This window comes from Paraburkholderia sp. GAS42, assembly GCF_050436565.1.
Classification (GTDB): Bacteria; Pseudomonadota; Gammaproteobacteria; order Burkholderiales; family Burkholderiaceae; genus Paraburkholderia.
The window spans coordinates 131,065-148,409 of sequence record NZ_JBNDML010000002.1; the positions used below are offsets into that span (position 1 = coordinate 131,065).

A 17,345-nucleotide genomic window follows, 5' to 3' on the forward strand; every position below is an offset into this window, starting at 1 on the left:
CAGGTCACGCCCATCCCTTGTATCGGGAACGTCCGCACTCTGGCCATCGCGATGGTGTGCTTTCGTTCCGAAGTTTTGAAGTGAAACACGTCTTTTGAATATCACGGAGTATGTCTGTGACTGATGATCTTCGATTTTTCTCAGAGAGCCTGCAAGACCGTGACCCGGTTATCTCTGCCGAAATCGTGCTCGAACTACGTCGCCAGCAGCTTCAAATAGAACTGATTGCGTCTGAGAACATAGTTTCGGCCGCGGTGATGGAAGCACAGGGCACTGTGCTTACAAACAAGTACGCGGAAGGCTATCCGTCAAGGCGCTATTACGGTGGTTGTGAACACGTTGACCGAATTGAAGCATTGGCGATGGACCGGGCGAAGGCGCTCTTCGAATGCGAATACGTCAATGTGCAGCCACATTCCGGTGCGCAGGCTAATGGCGCGGTGATGCTCGCGCTATTGCGGCCAGGCGATACCGTTCTCGGCATGTCGTTAGATGCGGGTGGGCATCTGACGCATGGGGCGAGCGTCGCGCTTTCCGGAAAATGGTTCAACGCGGTCCAATACAGCGTCAATCCCGAGACGCTTCGTATCGACTATGAGGAAGTTCGTCGACTCGCTGAAACGCATCGCCCGAAGCTCATCATCGCTGGATTTTCGGCTTATCCGCGTACCCTCGATTTCGCGAGTTTTCGGGCAATTGCCGACAGTGTTGGGGCGATGCTGATGGTCGATATCGCGCACATTGCGGGAATCGTGGCCGCTGGCCGACACGAGAATCCAGTGCCTTTCGCGGATGTAGTGACGTCCACCACGCATAAGACGCTTCGTGGTCCACGAGGTGGCTTCATCCTCACAAACAACTCTGACATCGCAAAAAAAGTTAACTCGGCAGTCTTCCCAGGTTTGCAGGGTGGGCCGCTGATGCACGTGATTGCAGGAAAGGCAGTCGCGTTCGGGGAGGCATTGCGTCCCGAGTTTGCGAAATACATCGACCGGGTTCTAGAAAACGCTCAAACGCTTGCCGAGGTTCTGAAACTTGGCGGATTGAGCCTGGTCACGGGCGGAACAGACAATCATTTACTGCTCGTCGACCTCCGTTCAAAGAAGCTTACCGGGATACAGGTTGAAAAAGCGCTCGAACGCGCGGGCATCACATGCAACAAGAATGGCATCCCATTCGATACGGAAAATCCAGCTGTTACGTCAGGCATCCGGCTCGGGACGCCCGCTGGAACGACTCGCGGCTTTGGAACCAGCGAGTTCGAGGTGATTGGCGCGCTCATCCTCGATGTTCTGACCGCGCTGGAAAGGCAGCCGGCAGGCGATGAATTCGTCGAGCGGTCGGTCCGCAGCCGTGTTCGAGAAATCTGCAGCCGGTTCCCGATCTATTCACACGCTGATGCGTTGATTTAAGTCGGTCATTTGACCGGTTGACGTGGCTAGATGCCAGCAGCCAATACTTTTTAACCCGAGACCCCGAGCGAAGTCACACCATGCGTTCCATAACGGTTACGCGTTGGCGTTGGCATCCGTACCAGGTGTCCGCAACAGGAGAATTACTGATGAGCTTCGAGGGAGTACACGCACCTTTGGTCACGCCGTTCAAGCCGGACGGCGAAATCAACCATGAACTGCTGGGACAGCACGCAGTCGATCTGGCTGGCCGGGGCCTGTCGGGTCTCGGCGTAGGCGGTACGACGGGCGAATACTACGCGCTAAGTTTCGACGAGCGCGTTGCTACGTTTCACACGGTCGCCGACGCGGTCGCCGGAAAGACGTCCCTGACGGCTGGCATCAACGCCACCACCACTCGGGAAACTATCCGCCTTGGGCGTGAAGCCAAGGGCGCCGGAATTAAAGCTTTGTTGGTGGCGGCCCCCTACTACGCACAACCGACTCAGGATGAACTGTTGCAGCACATGCTCGCGATTGACGACAGTCTCAACATGCCCATCATGCTCTACAACTTTCCGGCGCGTACGGGCACTGAGATTAGTGACCGGGTGCTGGAGGAACTGCTCAAGCGCCCGAACTTTGCTGCTATGAAGGAGAGCACGGGCGATGTCGCGCACCTGCACCATCTGGCCACCCACTTTAAGGACAAGCTTGTACTTAGCTGCGGCATGGATGACCAGGCGCTCGAATTCTTCGTCTGGGGCGCCCGGAGCTGGGTCGGGGGCGCGGCTAACTTCCTTCCCGAGGTACACGTCGAGCTGTTCGAGGCGTGTGTCGAGCGTCGCGATTTCGTTGCTGGCCGCGAACTGATGACGCAACTATTGCCGGTGCTCGAGTTGCTCGAACGGAGTGGCAAGTTTATCCAGTATGTCCGTTACGGCTGTGAATTGGCGGGAAAGCCGGTCGGTAATGCTCGCGCACCGTTGGGCGGACTTACCGATGACGAGCGTCGCGATTTCGCGAAGATTGTGCAGCCGCTGCTTCGCAAGGGAAGTTAATTTGAATGGCCTCGAAACTCGAATTCGGTCGGTTGCCTGCAGCCGATGGGGTCAATGGTTGGTGGGAAATACTCCCACCGCCGGCAGCCGTGAATCAATTCCACGGCGACAGGACATTTGACTTCGTGGTGGTCGGCGGCGGAATCACGGGTCTTTGTGCTGCCCGGCGTTTGGCTGAGCTGGCGCCCGAGGCCTCGGTTGCGCTGGTCGAGGCCGACCGTGTTGGTCGCTCGACTGCCGGTCGAAATTCGGGTTTTTTCGTCGATTTGCCGCATGACATAAGCAGTGAAAGCTACTCGCGAAGCGTTGACGCTGACAAGGCCGATGTACGAATGCAGCGTCACGGTATCGATTACGTCAGGTCAGTGGTGCGAAACCAGAACATCGATTGCGACTGGCGTGACGACGGCAAATATCATGCTTCGGCGAACAAACGCGGGAAGGATGCGCTTGACCACTTTGCGGCAGGCCTTAAGCGCATCGGCGAGCACTTTGAGTGGCTTGATGAGGGCGCTATCGCAAAGGTTACGGGTACGTCCTTCTACCACGGTGCTGTATTTACGCCGGGATGCAGCACTGTCCAGCCCGCCGCACTGATGCGAGGGCTTGCCCGCACAATGCCGTCAAACGTGGAGGTCTTTGAGCTCAGTCCCGTCCGCGGCATGGAGCAGGGGGCGTCCGGTCGCGTCCTCTCCTTCCCGAACGGGAGGCTTACCGCAGGCAAAGTGGTCCTTTGCACAAACGCGTACGCAGCAACGTTCGGAGGAAATCCGAACGGTTTGCTGCCGGTTTACACCTTCGCTTCATTGAGCAGAACGATGACAGCGTTTGAGATCAAGACTCTTGGTGGCATCGATTCATGGGCGTTAATTCCCGCAGACCCAATGGGAACCACCGTTCGGCGTTTAGGCAGCAACCGGATTTGCGTTCGTAACCACTTTGCTTTCCGGCCTGGTTTAGAGGTCTCGCCGGCAGATTTACGTAAATCAAGGCATCTGCACCAGCGGTCTTTCGACAGGCGCTTCCCAATGCTCAAGGATGTCAGCCTTGAATACACATGGGGCGGCGCACTTTGCCTGTCGGCAAACAGCGGCGCGCTATTTGGAAAGACGGACGATGACGTGTATCAGGCGCTTGGCTGCAACGGCTTGGGGCTCAGCAGAGGGTCTGCGTCCGGAAAAGTCATCGCCGAATATGCCTTGGGTATGTCCAGCGACATGGTTCATCAGTTACTGAATCAGCCTCAGCCTCGGCCTCTTCCTATGCGTCCCATCGCGGACCTGGCAGTCTCGACGGCAATATGGTTCAAGGAGCGCTCGGCCGGAGTCGAACTTTAATTGATTGAGGAAACGAAATGACGACGCATCAGGAATGGAAGCAGAAGGCAGATGCCTTGACGCTGGATGGCCGTGCTTTTATTGGAGGAAAACGCTGTCCGGCGGCATCGAGCGAGACGTTCCCCACCATAAACCCGTCGAACGGAAAGGTCCTTGCCGACGTCGCTCAATGCGACGCCAGGGACGTCGACGTCGCGGTCACCGCAGCGAGAGAGGCTTTCGAAAAAGGCGTTTGGTCAAAGGCCGCGCCATCGCACCGTAAGTCGGTGCTTCTGAAGCTGGCTCAGCTGATTGAGGAGAACACCGACGAGCTTGCGATGCTTGAGGCACTCGAGGCGGGAAAGCCCGTCGCGGAGTGCCTGGGGCTGGATATCCCGGAGTCGGCAGCGTGTATTCGATGGCATGCTGAGGTTACGGATAAGCGATACGATGCGCTTTCCCCGTCGGGCGCGGGAGTCGTTAGCATGATTACGCGCGAGCCAATCGGGGTTGTGGGCGCAGTCCTGCCATGGAATTTCCCCGCGCTGATGCTCGCATGGAAAATCGGCCCGGCGCTGTCTGTTGGTAACAGTGTCATCGTGAAACCTGCAGAGCAAACGTCTCTTGCGACGCTGCGCATCGCAGAGCTTGCGTTGGAAGCCGGCGTTCCGCCTGGCGTGTTTAGCGTCGTAACCGGCTTCGGTGAAAGCGCGGGTCAAGCGCTCGGTCTTCACGCCGACGTTGACCTCATTGCATTCACGGGTTCGACGGAGACCGGCAAGCGCTTCCTCCGCTATTCCGCCGATACAAATCTTAAGCGAGTCATTCTCGAGTGTGGTGGCAAGAACCCCCAGGTGGTGCTGCCGGATGTCGCCGACCTGGACGCGGTCGCCGAGAATGCGGTCGCCGCCGCGTTCTGGAACATGGGCGAGAACTGCAGCGCGGGTTCCCGTTTGCTGGTCCATGCAAGCATGAAGGATGCTTTACTCAAGAAGATTGAAGCGGTGCTGCAAGGATGGAAAACCGGGGAACCGCTGGACCCTGAGGTGAAACTCGGGGCGTTGATAGAGCAGAAACACTATAAGAAGGTCCTCTCCCACATTGAAACGGCGAAGGCGGAGGGAGCGCGCGTTGTACTGGGGGGAAATGCTCTCTTCGTCGAGAGCGGGGGGTGGTTTGTTGAGCCGACCATCTTCGATGGCGTGACCCCTGACATGAGCATTGCAAAAGAAGAGGTCTTCGGTCCCGTGCTTTGCGTTATCGAGTACAGCGACATCGACGACGCGGTCAAGATAGCGAACGACACGTGCTACGGGCTTGCTGCGTCACTGTGGACTGACAACGTCAATAACGCTCATAAGGTAGCCAGCAGAATCCGCGCCGGAACAGTGACGGTCAACTGCTTCGGAGAAGGTGACCTCGCGACCCCGTTCGGCGGCTTCAAACAATCGGGGTTCGGAGGCCGGGACAAGTCTGTCTACGCGCACGACCAGTACTGCGAACTCAAAACGACCTGGATCAAGCTGAATTAAGTGGGCGTCTTCTCGCGCGGCAAACGCCAGATGACTTGATAAAGCTAGCGCGGAGCGGACTGAGTTTGGTCCGCGCATTTTATATTTCGAAACTATGCGACTCGGATTCATTGGAACAGGAACCATAACGCGTGCAGTCGTGACAGGGTTGATGCACGTTGGCGCGCCCTTTGAGAGCATTTACCTCTCCCCGCGCAATACCGAGGTGGCAACGGGTCTTGCAGCACTTGACTCGCGTGTTTCAGTGTGTCGGACAAACCAGCATGTACTGGACTCCAGCGACGTAGTCTGTTTAGCCGTAGTTCCGCAAATCGCGGCCGACGTATGCAAGGAGTTGCGCTTCACCGCACGACACCACGTTATCAGCTTCCTTGCGGGAGTGGCGATTTCGGATCTGAAACAGATGGTTGGACCGGTGGGCGCAATCGTTCGCGCTATACCACTGCCCGCCGTCGCGGCCGCAAAGGGAAGTACCGCAATCTGTCCGCCAGATGAAATCGCGAGCCGACTCTTCTCGTACGTCGGCGCGGCAGTGGAGGTGGGCGATGAAAATAAGTTTGATGCGCTGTCTGCTGTCACGGCGACCATGGCCAGCTTTTATGCCGTCCTGGAAACACAGGCGGCCTGGTTGGTAGAACAGGGAATCGACTACCGGTCGGCCCGAGCATATCTGGCGGCCTACTGCGAAGGACTTTCCCATGAGGCGACGAAGGGGGCGGAACCATTTTCCGCTCTGGTCCAGTCCTCAATGACAGCCGGGGGTATCAATGAACAGCTTCATCACGAATTGTCCGGCAACGGAACGTACTCCCACTATTCGGCGGCTCTGGGCAATGTGTTGAAACGGATAAAGCGACGCTAGCAAGTCTCGGGAGGACTTGCTGGCAGGATGTCTACGTGGGCGCCGGGCTTCGCCAGGGGCGGGCTTCCGGTCGATGGCGGGTTCGACTGGAAGTCGTGGTTTGTGATAGTTGGGCGCGGAAGATGGCTATATATATATGTCGGTGTAAAGTCTGATTAGCCGCCTGCCGCTGGTTCGCGGCCTTCCCGGGTTCGACCGCCTTGAGGTTAAGGACAATGCAGAAGAAGCAACTGTTCGCCGATAGATTGCTGGCGCAAATGCCCTCGTTGCGTGCACTGCGGTGTTTCGTGACGGCCGCACGCTATGAAAGTTTTACACAGGCGGCGGAGGTGCTGTGCGTAACCCAAGCCGCAATCAGCAGACAAATTAAGGAGCTTGAGGACGCGTTGGACGTTCCCTTGTTTGAGCGGACAGGACGACACATCGCGCTGACTGATTCGGGGCGCATCCTGTACAACGCCTCGTACCTTTCGATTATGAATATCGCCGAGGCCGCCGAGGCAGTGCGCCGTTCTGACAAACAGACCTTGAACGTCTGCGTTTCTCATACGTTCTCTGCATTGTGGCTGTCGTCGAGATTGCCGCGTTTTCGGAAGCTGTTCCCGGAAATCAAGCTGAACGTGACCGTCACCGAGCACTTTATGGAGCTCGATGAGATCATGCAGCCGGACGTCATCATCACGAAAAATCCACCGCGCGAGCTGGAGTATGACGTTGAGCCGTTTTTTCACGACGTGGTTTACCCTGTCTGTAGCCGGCGCCTCTTTGAGAGTCACTTCCAGGGCAAGACGCTGAAGCCGCTCGACCTGCTCACGCAACCGACCTTGCATCTATCCCTGCTCGGGCGCGCCCAGGTTTGCGAACACGTGGACTGGCGCGTATGGCGGAACTGGTTCCAGCAGGGCGACGGCTCTGACAGATATGCCCCGGGCGAGCATTTCGAGAGTAACGACTACCGGCTTCTTGTTTCGTTGGCGGAAGCCGGAGAAGGTACCCTTCTCGGATGGCATCACCTGGTCCATCGCCAGGTTGAACAGGGAACACTGGTGCGCCCGGTACAGGACGCCATTGTTTTCCATGATAGATATCACTACCTCATCAGTCATAAGAACGCGCGGAGTCGGCCCGAATTTCTGAAGTTTCGCCAATGGCTGGCGGACGAGGTCGAGGAGATGATGAAGGATTGGCCAAAGGCGCCGACTGACGTGGCACCCCAGGACAATCGTGTGCTGGATGGCAGTTCGTGACCTCGCGTTGGTTGACGGCAGCCCCCACAACTTGAGCTTGATATGGAATTCAATGCAGCGCTGCCGCGCGAAGAGTGCGGAATAGGGCGGGGGCCGCCGGTTCGATTCGGAATTGTGTTGCTGCCTAATTTCACTTTGACGGCTTTCTCAGGCTTCGTCGACCTGTTGCGTCTCGCTGGCGACGAAGGCGACTTCAGCCGGCCGGTCCGCTGCGCGTGGTCCATCATCAGTGAATCACTCACACCCGTGCGGGCAAGTTGCGGTATCCAGGTCACGCCCTGGACAACGTTCGAGGCAGCCGGGAAATTGGACTATGTCGTAGTGGTGGGGGGCTTGCTGCATTCCGGGTCATCCGCCAGCAAAGCGACTTTGCAGTTCATTCGCGATTCGGCGGAAACATCGGCAACGCTTGTCGGTCTATGCACGGGCGCATTCGCGTTGATGCAGGCAGAGGTGATGAATGGCTACCGGTTGTGCGTCAGCTGGTTTCACTACTGGGACTTTATCGAGCGATTTCCGCAAACAGATGAACGCTATCTTGTCGCCGACCGACTATTCGTAATTGACCGACGACGCATTACATGCTCTGGCGGCCGTGCTTCCATTGATGTTGCGGCGGCAATTCTGCTCCGACATTTCGACGCGACGATTGTCCAGAAAGCGCTTCGCATCTTGCTAGTGGACGATGCCGATAAGGGAAACGCGCCGCAACCGGCTCCTCCGGGCCTTAGGCCTGCAACTCACCCGAAGATAAAGCGAGCCATCTTGCTGATGGAGCAGCACATCGGGCAGCCGCTGAGTCTCGGCGAACTTGCGGACCGACTCGAGATGTCTGTGCGACAACTTGAACGCCTGTTTAACGCCGAAATGGATACCACTCCACTCACTTACGGCCGTCAGTTGCGGCTTCGGACGGCGGCCTGGCTTTTGACCAGTTCAGACCGGACCGTTACCGAAATCGCGTCGTCGTGCGGTTTCTCAGACGCGTCACATCTCGGTCGCGAATTCAAGAAGGAGTATGGGGAGGCCCCGAACGCGTTTCGGACACGTGGTGTACAGCTTACGGCCAGCGTATCAGCTTAGCTCGCTGCCCACGGGCCAACAAGTCTGGTTGAAGGTGCTGCACAGACGCGGTTCTTCGATTCTTTTGCGCCAGCGAGGATTGCGCCACCGCATCCCAGCTATATGTCGCAATCCTTCTAGCTGAACGGGTCCGAGTGCGATGGAATGGCGGTTCGGAATAGCCATTCATCTCAGGGTCCAGTGCAATGAACGTCAGCGTATTCGATATCTTCAAGATAGGTATTGGTCCATCCAGTTCTCACACGGTGGGTCCGATGATTGCGGCCCAGAAATTCGCACGACACCTGGAAGACTCCGGCTATCTCGACCGGGTAAAACGGGTCAAGGTGGAGCTCTACGGTTCGCTTGGCGCCACCGGCAAAGGCCACGGCACTGACAAAGCAGTGATGCTGGGGCTCGAAGGGCACCATCCCACTTCCATCGACCCGGACATTGTCGACGCCACGCTACAGGCAATACGCTCAGAAAAGGTTCTGCGGATTCTCGGTACCCATGCGGTACGGTTCGAAGAACGCGAGCACATCGGCTTCTTCCGTCGTCTCATGACCGGTACCGCGCTGGCGCATCCCAATGGCATGCGATTCCAGGCGTTTGACGCAGACTTGTTACTGCTTGCGCAAAAGGAGTTTTACTCCATCGGAGGAGGCTTCGTCGTCAATGCGGACGGCGGCCGCCTAAATGGAACTGACACGAAAGTAACAGTCCCCTATCCGTTCCGGACTGGGGACGACCTTCTGCGTGTCTGTGACGAAAGTGGCCTCTCGATTGCACAGGTTGCATTCGAAAATGAATGTGCGACCCGTTCGCCATCTGAGGTCAACGAGGGTCTGCTCGAGATATGGAGCGCTATGGCCGCTTGCGTTGAGCGCGGATGTCGTATTGAGGGTTCATTGCCGGGGCCGATGAGTGTCAAAAGACGCGCCCCAGAGCTTGTTCAATATCTACGTTCCCGTTCGGAAGAGTCACTGCGCGACCCGCTGTCGATGCTCGACTGGGTCAACCTGTACGCGATGGCTGTCAACGAGGAGAACGCGGCAGGCGGTCGTGTTGTGACGGCTCCAACGAACGGTGCCGCCGGTGTGATACCGGCCGTTCTGCATTACTACGTGAAGTTTGTCCCCGGTTCGAATCAGAAGGGCATCGTCGATTTTCTACTGACTGCTGCTGCAATCGGCGTCATCTACAAGGAAACTGCGTCCATCTCGGGGGCAGAAGTAGGTTGCCAGGGCGAAGTCGGTGTTGCGTGCTCGATGGCTGCAGCCGCGGTTGCTGCTGTTATGGGCGGGACCCCGTTGCAGGTCGAGAACGCTGCGGAGATCGGCATGGAGCACAACTTGGGGATGACTTGCGACCCTGTCGGGGGTCTTGTGCAGATTCCTTGTATAGAGAGAAATGCGATGGGAGCCGTGAAGGTTATCAATGCTGCACGTATCGCCCTGAAAGGTAACGGGAAACACTACGTTACTCTGGACAACGTCATCAAGACGATGCTTGAGACTGGCGCCGACATGAAGACGAAATACAAGGAGACTTCCCGGGGAGGACTGGCCGTCAATGTTATCGAGTGTTGAGCGAGCTACGTCTGAACTAACCCGAGGATGCGTTGACATCCCGGAATTCAACTGAACCTTAACTTTTTCCACTACTCATCATGTTCATTCGCGAAACCAGCACCGTTGCAAACGTCGACCCGGAACTTTGGACTGCAATCCAGAACGAAAATCGACGCCAGGAAGACCATATCGAACTGATTGCGTCTGAAAACTATACGAGCCCGGCTGTCATGGCAGCCCAGGGATCGCAGCTCACGAACAAGTACGCAGAAGGGTATCCGGGCAAGCGCTACTACGGTGGGTGCGAATACGTGGACGTCGTGGAGCAACTGGCTATCGACCGCGTGAAGCTGCTGTTCGGAGCAGAGGCCGCCAATGTCCAGCCGAACTCGGGCTCGCAAGCGAACCAGGGCGTCTTCTTTGCGATGCTCAAGCCGGGCGACACCATCATGGGACTGAGTCTCGCGCATGGTGGGCATCTGACACACGGCTCGCCAGTCAACATGTCGGGCAAGTGGTTCAACGTTGTCAGCTACGGCTTGAACGATGCGGAAGACATCGACTACGAAGCAACGGAGAAGCTTGCTCAGGAACATAAGCCAAAGCTCATCGTTGCAGGCGCGTCGGCTTTCGCTCTTCGCATCGATTTTGAGCGCATCGCGAGAATCGCGAAGTCTGTCGGTGCATATCTGATGGTCGACATGGCTCACTACGCCGGCCTGATTGCTGCTGGCCTGTATCCAAATCCGGTACCGCATGCGGACTTTGTCACCACCACAACGCACAAGAGCCTGCGGGGCCCCCGTGGTGGTGTCATTCTCATGAAGGCCGAATTCGAGAAGCAGATTAACTCCGCCATCTTCCCCGGTATCCAGGGCGGTCCGCTGATGCACGTCATTGCGGCGAAAGCCGTAGCGTTCAAGGAAGCGCTGTCGCCGGAGTTCAAGGAATACCAGCAGCGTGTACTCGACAACGCACGCGTGCTGGCAGAGACGCTCGTCAAGCGTGGGCTGCGCATTGTGTCTGGCCGTACCGAAAGCCACATGATGCTGGTAGACCTGCGCGCCAGGAAAATCACGGGCAAGGCAGCGGAAGCCGCACTCGGCGCAGCTCACATCACGGTGAACAAGAATGCGATTCCGAACGACCCGGAAAAACCGTTCGTTACAAGTGGCGTGCGTCTCGGGTCGCCGGCCATGACAACGCGCGGCTTTGGCATCAAGGAGGCTGAGATTGTCGGTAACCTGATTGCTGACGTGCTTGAGAGCCCCGAAGACGAAGCCAATGTCGCTCGCGTTCGCGCTCAGGTCGCGGAGCTGACGAAGCGGTTTCCGGTCTACGGCTGACGCTGCTCTGAAACTGGGGCCGGACCTTGGTGTGTCGCGCGGGAGCAGCGTCTGACCGTGAGGCGTCGGGATATCCCGGAGTTGGCGGCGCAATTCTCTGTCAGGGGCGCAATTGTTCTATCGGAAGGATTTGTGGTCCTGTTGAATAGACGTACGGTCAAAGAACGATTCGATAACAGCGTGCCGAACGATTCTGCAGATGATGTTTCGGGTCGCAGCGAACTTGGAGTAGAGATGAGCCGGTATTCGATTTTTAGTCTCGTGCGGAACGGGTTGTCGTATCACGAGAACTGGGAGCGCCAGTGGAGAAGCCCCGAGCCGAAGAAGGAATACGACGTCGTCATCGTCGGTGGCGGCGGACATGGGCTGGCCACTGCCTACTATCTTGCCAAAGAGCATGGTATCCGCAACGTTGCCATTCTCGAGAAAGGGTGGATTGGAGGAGGCAATACGGCTCGCAACACGACCATCGTTCGGTCCAACTACCTCTGGGACGAATCTGCCGGACTCTATGAGAAGGCGATGAAGCTTTGGGAGGGACTCTCTCAAGACCTGAATTACAACGTCATGTTCAGTCAGCGTGGTGTGATGAATCTCGCTCACACGCTGCAGGATGTTCGGGATACGGAACGTAGAGTCAACGCAAATCGACTTAACGGCGTCGACGCAGAGTTTCTAACGCCTGCACAAATCAAGGAAATCGAGCCGACTATTAACCTGAATAGTCGCTACCCCGTGCTTGGTGCTTCGATTCAGCGGCGTGGAGGCGTCGCGCGTCACGATGCGGTGGCCTGGGGCTTCGCTCGCGGCGCTGACCAGCATGGCGTCGACATCATCCAGAACTGTCAGGTCACAGGTATTCGCCGCGACGGCAGCCGGGTGACCGGGGTCGATACCGTCAAGGGTTTCATCAAGGCGAAGAAGGTCGCCGTCGTCACCGCCGGAAATACGACATCTTTGGCGGACATGGCGGGTATTCGTTTGCCAATCGAGAGTCACCCTCTGCAGGCCCTCGTGTCCGAGCCCATCAAGCCCGTGGTCAATACGGTCATTATGTCCAACGCCGTGCACGCGTACATCAGTCAATCTGACAAAGGTGACCTGGTCATCGGCGCGGGCGTGGACCAGTACACGGGATTCGGCCAACGCGGTAGTTTCAACGTCATCGAGGGCACACTGCAGGCAATCGTGGAGATGTTCCCGACGTTCTCGCGCGTGCGGATGAACCGACAGTGGGGCGGCATTGTTGACCTCTCGCCAGACGCATGCCCGATTATCAGCAAGACGGATGTCCAGGGGCTCTACTTCAATTGCGGCTGGGGGACGGGCGGATTCAAGGCCACTCCCGGTTCGGGCTGGGTCTTTGCGCACACGATCGCAAACGATGCGCCGCATCCGCTCAATGCTCCCTTCTCGCTTGACCGCTTTTATACCGGCCATCTCATCGATGAGCACGGCGCAGCTGCTGTTGCCCACTGAACGCCACACAGGAAACGCAAATATGTTGCTCATCGAGTGCCCCTGGTGCGGACCGCGCGCGGAATCGGAATTCTCTTGCGGCGGCGAGGCAGACATCGCCCGGCCGCCGAACCCCGAGAATCTCTCCGACCAGGAATGGGGCGAATACCTTTTCATGCGGAAAAATAGCCGCGGAATTCATCGCGAACAGTGGATGCATGCCCAAGGGTGCCGCCGGTGGTTCATCGCCACTCGAGACACCGTGACATACGAGTTCACTGCGTACGAAACCTTTCCGCAGCCGCTTGCGAACACGACGTCCGCAGTCGCCGAGCGTAGTGAGCCTGGGAGCACTGGAAAATGACACAACAAAACAGATTGGGAGCGGGTGGCTGCATCAGTCGCGCGATTCCGTTGACGTTCACGTTCAATGGAAAGACATATCAGGGCTTCCAGGGCGATACGCTCGCGTCTGCACTCCTCGCCAACAACGTCCATTTTGTCGCGCGCAGCTTCAAGTACCATCGCCCGCGCGGTATCGTCACTGCCGGAGTGGAAGAGCCAAACGCAATTGTGCAGCTCGAGACAGGCGCGAGAACGGTTCCCAACGCACGGGCAACCGAAGTTGAGCTTTATCAGGGACTAGTTGCGTCCAGCGTTAATGTTGAACCTGACCTTGAGCACGACCGAATGGCCGTCAACCAGAAATTCGCGAGGTTTTTGCCAGCGGGCTTCTACTACAAGACGTTTATGTGGCCGGCGAAGTGGTGGCCGATGTACGAGGAAAAAATCCGGGCGGCCGCTGGTCTCGGCAAGGCGCCGACGGAGATAGATGTCGACCGGTACGACAAGACGTACGCGCACTGTGACGTCCTTGTCGTTGGCGCTGGCCCGGCAGGCCTCATGGCGGCGTTGGTTGCTGGCAAGGCGGGTGCCCGCGTCATTCTGGTTGAGACCGAAGCTGTGCTTGGCGGTAGCCTTCTGTCGACGAAGACTGACATCGATGGCCAGTCTCCGCAACGTTGGCTGGTCGACGTGGAGCACGAACTTGCTTCGCTTCCAAATGTGCGTGTTCTCGCGCGAACGACCGCTTTTGGCTATCAAGACCACAATCTTGTGACAGCCGCTCAGCGCCTTACCGACCATCTTCCTCTTTCGGTTCGAAAGGGCACCCGCGAACTGCTCTGGAAAATCCGGGCCAAGCGGGTCATTCTCGCGACTGGCGCGCATGAGCGTCCGATTGTTTTCGGTAACAACGACCTGCCAGGAATCATGCTCGCGTCTGCGGTATCCAGCTACATCAACCGTTTCAGCGTGCTCCCCGGAAAGAGTGTGGTCGTTTTCACAAACAACGACGGTGCGTACCAGGCGGCGCTCGACGTTAAAGCCGCTGGAGGCTCAGTTACAGTCGTGGATTCAAGGGGTGTGACGCACGGAACGTTGCCGGCAATGGCCCGACATCTGGGCATCAAGATTGTCGCTGGTTCTGTCGTGACGTGTGCCGAAGGCAAGAAGCGCGTGTCGTCCGTTCAGATCAGGCGGTACGACAACGGGGTTGTGACAGGCGGCACGGAGCGTGTTCGGTGCGACCTCGTTGCAGTGTCAGGTGGGTGGAGTCCGGCGTTGCATCTTTTCGCGCAATCCGGTGGAAAGGCGCAGTGGAATGACGCCAGGCTTTGCTTCATGCCTGGCCGCGCTATGCAGGCGGAAGTAAGCGTGGGCGGTGCCAACGGGGAGTTTGACCTGGCCCGCGCGTTTTCGGATGGTGCGGCGGCCGGCGCGGAGGCCGCGCGGGCTACTGGTCTGAAACCCTCTCCCCTGGACATGCCCAAGGTCGCCAAGGTTAGGGAGACACCCATTCAGGCGCTCTGGATGGTGGGCACATCGCGTGATGCATCTAGAGGCGCAAAGCAGTTCGTCGACTTTCAGAATGACGTGTCGGCGGCGGACATTCTGCTTGCGGCCCGCGAAGGGTTTGAGTCTGTCGAGCACGTGAAACGCTATACGGCGATGGGCTTCGGTACCGACCAGGGTAAGCTTGGCAATATCAACGGCATGGCCATTCTTGCGGCGGCGTTGGGCAAGTCAATTCCGGAAACCGGCACGACTACCTATCGACCGAACTACACGCCCGTCACGTTCGGGACTTTCGCGGGCCGCGAGCTAGGTGACTTCCTCGACCCCATTCGCAAGACGTGCGTGCATGAATGGCACGTCGAAAACGGCGCGGAGTTCGAGGACGTTGGTAACTGGAAGCGGCCCTGGTACTTCCCCAGGCGAGGAGAGGACCTTCATGCCGCGGTCGGTCGCGAGTGTCTTGCCGTTCGTACCAGCGTCGGCATCCTCGACGCATCGACGCTCGGCAAAATCGACATCCAGGGCCCCGACGCCGCAACGTTGCTGAACTGGGTTTATACCAATCCATGGAGCAAGCTTGAAGTTGGCAAGTGTCGCTATGGCTTGATGCTCGACGAAAACGGCATGGTGTTGGACGATGGTGTGACCGTGCGGCTCGCCGACCAGCACTTCGTGATGACAACCACTACCGGCGGCGCTGCACGCGTTCTTAACTGGATGGAGCGATGGCTGCAGACCGAATGGCCGCACCTGCGCGTTCGTCTCGCCTCTGTGACCGACCACTGGGCGACGTTCGCAGTCGTCGGCCCCAACAGCCGGAAGGTGTTGCAGAAGGTATGCAGGGACGTCGATTTCGCGAACGACCAGTTCCCGTTTATGAGCTATCGCGAAGGCACTGTCGCTGGCGTTTCGTCGCGAATCATGCGCATCAGCTTCTCGGGCGAGCTAGCCTATGAGGTCAACGTACCCGCGAACTTCGGGCGCGCAGTCTGGGAAGCCTTGATGACGGCGGGCGCCGAGTTCGACATCACACCCTACGGCACGGAAACGATGCATGTCCTTCGTGCTGAGAAGGGTTACATCATTGTGGGTCAAGACACGGATGGCTCCATTACGCCGCATGACCTGGGTATGGGCGGAATGGTCGCGAAATCGAAGGACTTCCTGGGCAAGCGTTCCCTGACTCGCTCGGACACTTCGAATGCCGGCCGCAAGCAACTCGTCGGCCTGTTGCCAGACGACGAGGGTCTAGTCCTGCCGGAAGGCAGCCAGATTGTCGCTGGTCGCTTCTCGGGCGACACCGCACCCATGGTCGGACACGTAACGTCCAGTTACTTCAGTCCCATCCTCAAGCGTTCTATCGCGCTCGCCGTGGTCAAAGGCGGACTCGACAAGATGGGTCAGGACGTGACAATCCCGCTTGCCGGCGGAAAGCAGGTCAATGCAAAGATAGCCAGCCCGGTCTTCTACGACCCTGAAGGAGTTCGTCAGAATGTTGAATGAAACAACTACCCGTCAGCCGGGGGCCACGAATACCGGCATCTTCCAGATTCTGAGCGGAGAAGATGGGGTGTGGCAGGAGTCGCCCCTTGTGGCGATGGCATCCGCCATTGCCAGTCGTCAAGCCGGGCCTGCCGCGAGCTTCGAAATGCGCGAGCGGCCATTCGTCGACCTCGTGTCCATCCGGGGCGTCGTGTCAGACACGTTGTTCACTGCTGCGGTCTCGCAAGTTGTGGGTTGTGAGGTTCCGGCGGTTCCCAACACGGTCGCGCACGGAGAAGCGCACGACATGCTGTGGCTCGGCCCTGATGAGTGGATGGTCGTGGGTAAGACAGCGGGCACCGGCGCGTTGGGGAGAGGGCTGGCGACGGCACTTTCGGGCCAGTTCGCATCCGCTGTAGATGTCAGCAGCGGCTACACAATCGTGTCGGTAAGCGGCCGTGCCGTTCGCGATGTGCTTTCCCGGGGCTGTCCGCTGGATGTCGACGCGAACATATTCGGTATCGGAACCTGCGCACAGACGCATTATTTTAAGGCGTCGATCATCCTCATCCGTACTGGCGAAGATGTATTCGACATCATTGTTCGCCGAAGTTTCGCTGACTACTTCTGCCGGATTCTTCTGGATGCGGCAGAGTCGGTGGCTTCATGAGCGGTCACCGGATGTTCAATGCGCCCGTGTTCGATGCGGCAGCGAACTCGCGGGGAATGTGGGTGTTTGTGGACGACATGACAGTGGAAATGTTTGTGGGCATCCACGACCACGAACACCATGAACGTCAACCCGTCACCTTCAGCCTCGAGTTGCGCTACGGGTATCTGCCAGTGGAAGGCGGTGCGCACGACTTTGTCGACTATGAATGTCTGTGCAACGACCTGTCAGTATTTCTCGAGGGCAAACCGCACACGCGTCTGCTTGAGGCACTCGCGTTGGAAATTGCGGGGTTCATTTTCGTTAAGTGGTCTGCAATCGATGAGCTGGTTGTCGTTCTTCACAAACCCAAGGCACGGAAACATAGCCGGCGTCTGGGCGTCGAACTTCGCTGGTCCCGCCTGGACTACGAAGCACAAGCGCGCTAGCGTGCTGAATGCGTGGCGCCGACGCTGCACGTCTAACCTTTCCAGACAAGGAACAACAT

14 protein-coding genes are annotated in these 17,345 nt (G+C 57.9%); all 14 read left to right on the forward strand.

What is annotated here, in order from left to right:
- The first annotated feature begins 110 nt into the window (after nucleotides 1–110).
- The 14 genes from glyA (P3T16_RS03175) to P3T16_RS03240 all read left to right on the forward strand — a co-directional run bounded on the left by glyA (P3T16_RS03175) (nucleotide 111) and on the right by P3T16_RS03240 (nucleotide 17,286).
- Nucleotides 111–1,412 carry a serine hydroxymethyltransferase gene (gene glyA, locus P3T16_RS03175; RefSeq protein ID WP_429341139.1) on the forward strand — a complete coding sequence of 434 codons (1,302 nt, stop codon included), beginning with the start codon at nucleotides 111–113 and terminating at the stop codon, nucleotides 1,410–1,412.
- Between the two features lie 149 nt (nucleotides 1,413–1,561).
- Nucleotides 1,562–2,452: a dihydrodipicolinate synthase family protein gene (locus P3T16_RS03180; RefSeq protein WP_429341140.1), complete on the forward strand. Its 891-nt coding sequence runs from the start codon at nucleotides 1,562–1,564 to the stop codon at nucleotides 2,450–2,452.
- 5 nt (nucleotides 2,453–2,457) lie between these two features.
- On the forward strand, nucleotides 2,458–3,789 hold the full coding sequence (locus P3T16_RS03185; RefSeq protein WP_429341141.1) for an NAD(P)/FAD-dependent oxidoreductase: 1,332 nt from the start codon (nucleotides 2,458–2,460) through the stop codon (nucleotides 3,787–3,789).
- A 17-nt stretch (nucleotides 3,790–3,806) separates the two neighbouring features.
- A complete protein-coding gene (locus tag P3T16_RS03190) occupies nucleotides 3,807–5,300 on the forward strand; it encodes an aldehyde dehydrogenase (RefSeq protein WP_429341142.1) in 1,494 nt (497 codons plus the stop codon).
- Between the two features lie 94 nt (nucleotides 5,301–5,394).
- Complete coding sequence (locus P3T16_RS03195; RefSeq protein WP_429341143.1) at nucleotides 5,395–6,162, forward strand: pyrroline-5-carboxylate reductase; 768 nt, start codon at nucleotides 5,395–5,397, stop codon at nucleotides 6,160–6,162.
- A gap of 215 nt (nucleotides 6,163–6,377) precedes the next feature.
- Nucleotides 6,378–7,409, forward strand: coding sequence for a LysR substrate-binding domain-containing protein (locus P3T16_RS03200; RefSeq protein WP_429341144.1), 1,032 nt, complete (start codon nucleotides 6,378–6,380; stop codon nucleotides 7,407–7,409).
- A gap of 42 nt (nucleotides 7,410–7,451) precedes the next feature.
- Nucleotides 7,452–8,492, forward strand: coding sequence for a GlxA family transcriptional regulator (locus P3T16_RS03205; protein WP_429341145.1), 1,041 nt, complete (start codon nucleotides 7,452–7,454; stop codon nucleotides 8,490–8,492).
- A 185-nt stretch (nucleotides 8,493–8,677) separates the two neighbouring features.
- On the forward strand, nucleotides 8,678–10,063 hold the full coding sequence (locus tag P3T16_RS03210) for an L-serine ammonia-lyase (RefSeq protein WP_429341146.1): 1,386 nt from the start codon (nucleotides 8,678–8,680) through the stop codon (nucleotides 10,061–10,063).
- Nucleotides 10,064–10,143: 80 nt separating this feature from the next.
- A complete protein-coding gene (gene glyA / locus P3T16_RS03215; protein WP_429341147.1) occupies nucleotides 10,144–11,391 on the forward strand; it encodes a serine hydroxymethyltransferase in 1,248 nt (415 codons plus the stop codon).
- 234 nt (nucleotides 11,392–11,625) lie between these two features.
- Nucleotides 11,626–12,870 carry a sarcosine oxidase subunit beta family protein gene (locus tag P3T16_RS03220; protein ID WP_429341401.1) on the forward strand — a complete coding sequence of 415 codons (1,245 nt, stop codon included), beginning with the start codon at nucleotides 11,626–11,628 and terminating at the stop codon, nucleotides 12,868–12,870.
- Between the two features lie 22 nt (nucleotides 12,871–12,892).
- A complete protein-coding gene (locus tag P3T16_RS03225) occupies nucleotides 12,893–13,213 on the forward strand; it encodes a sarcosine oxidase subunit delta (protein WP_429341148.1) in 321 nt (106 codons plus the stop codon).
- The gene (locus P3T16_RS03230) at nucleotides 13,210–16,209 is read left to right on the forward strand and encodes a sarcosine oxidase subunit alpha family protein (protein WP_429341149.1); all 3,000 of its coding nucleotides are present in this window, start codon (nucleotides 13,210–13,212) and stop codon (nucleotides 16,207–16,209) included. The genes P3T16_RS03225 and P3T16_RS03230 overlap by 4 nt, the downstream gene beginning before the upstream one ends.
- Nucleotides 16,199–16,858 carry a sarcosine oxidase subunit gamma gene (locus P3T16_RS03235; RefSeq protein ID WP_429341150.1) on the forward strand — a complete coding sequence of 220 codons (660 nt, stop codon included), beginning with the start codon at nucleotides 16,199–16,201 and terminating at the stop codon, nucleotides 16,856–16,858. Before P3T16_RS03230 ends, P3T16_RS03235 begins: the two co-directional genes overlap by 11 nt.
- Complete coding sequence (locus tag P3T16_RS03240; RefSeq protein ID WP_429341151.1) at nucleotides 16,855–17,286, forward strand: dihydroneopterin aldolase; 432 nt, start codon at nucleotides 16,855–16,857, stop codon at nucleotides 17,284–17,286. Before P3T16_RS03235 ends, P3T16_RS03240 begins: the two co-directional genes overlap by 4 nt.
- Nucleotides 17,287–17,345: the final 59 nt, after the last annotated feature.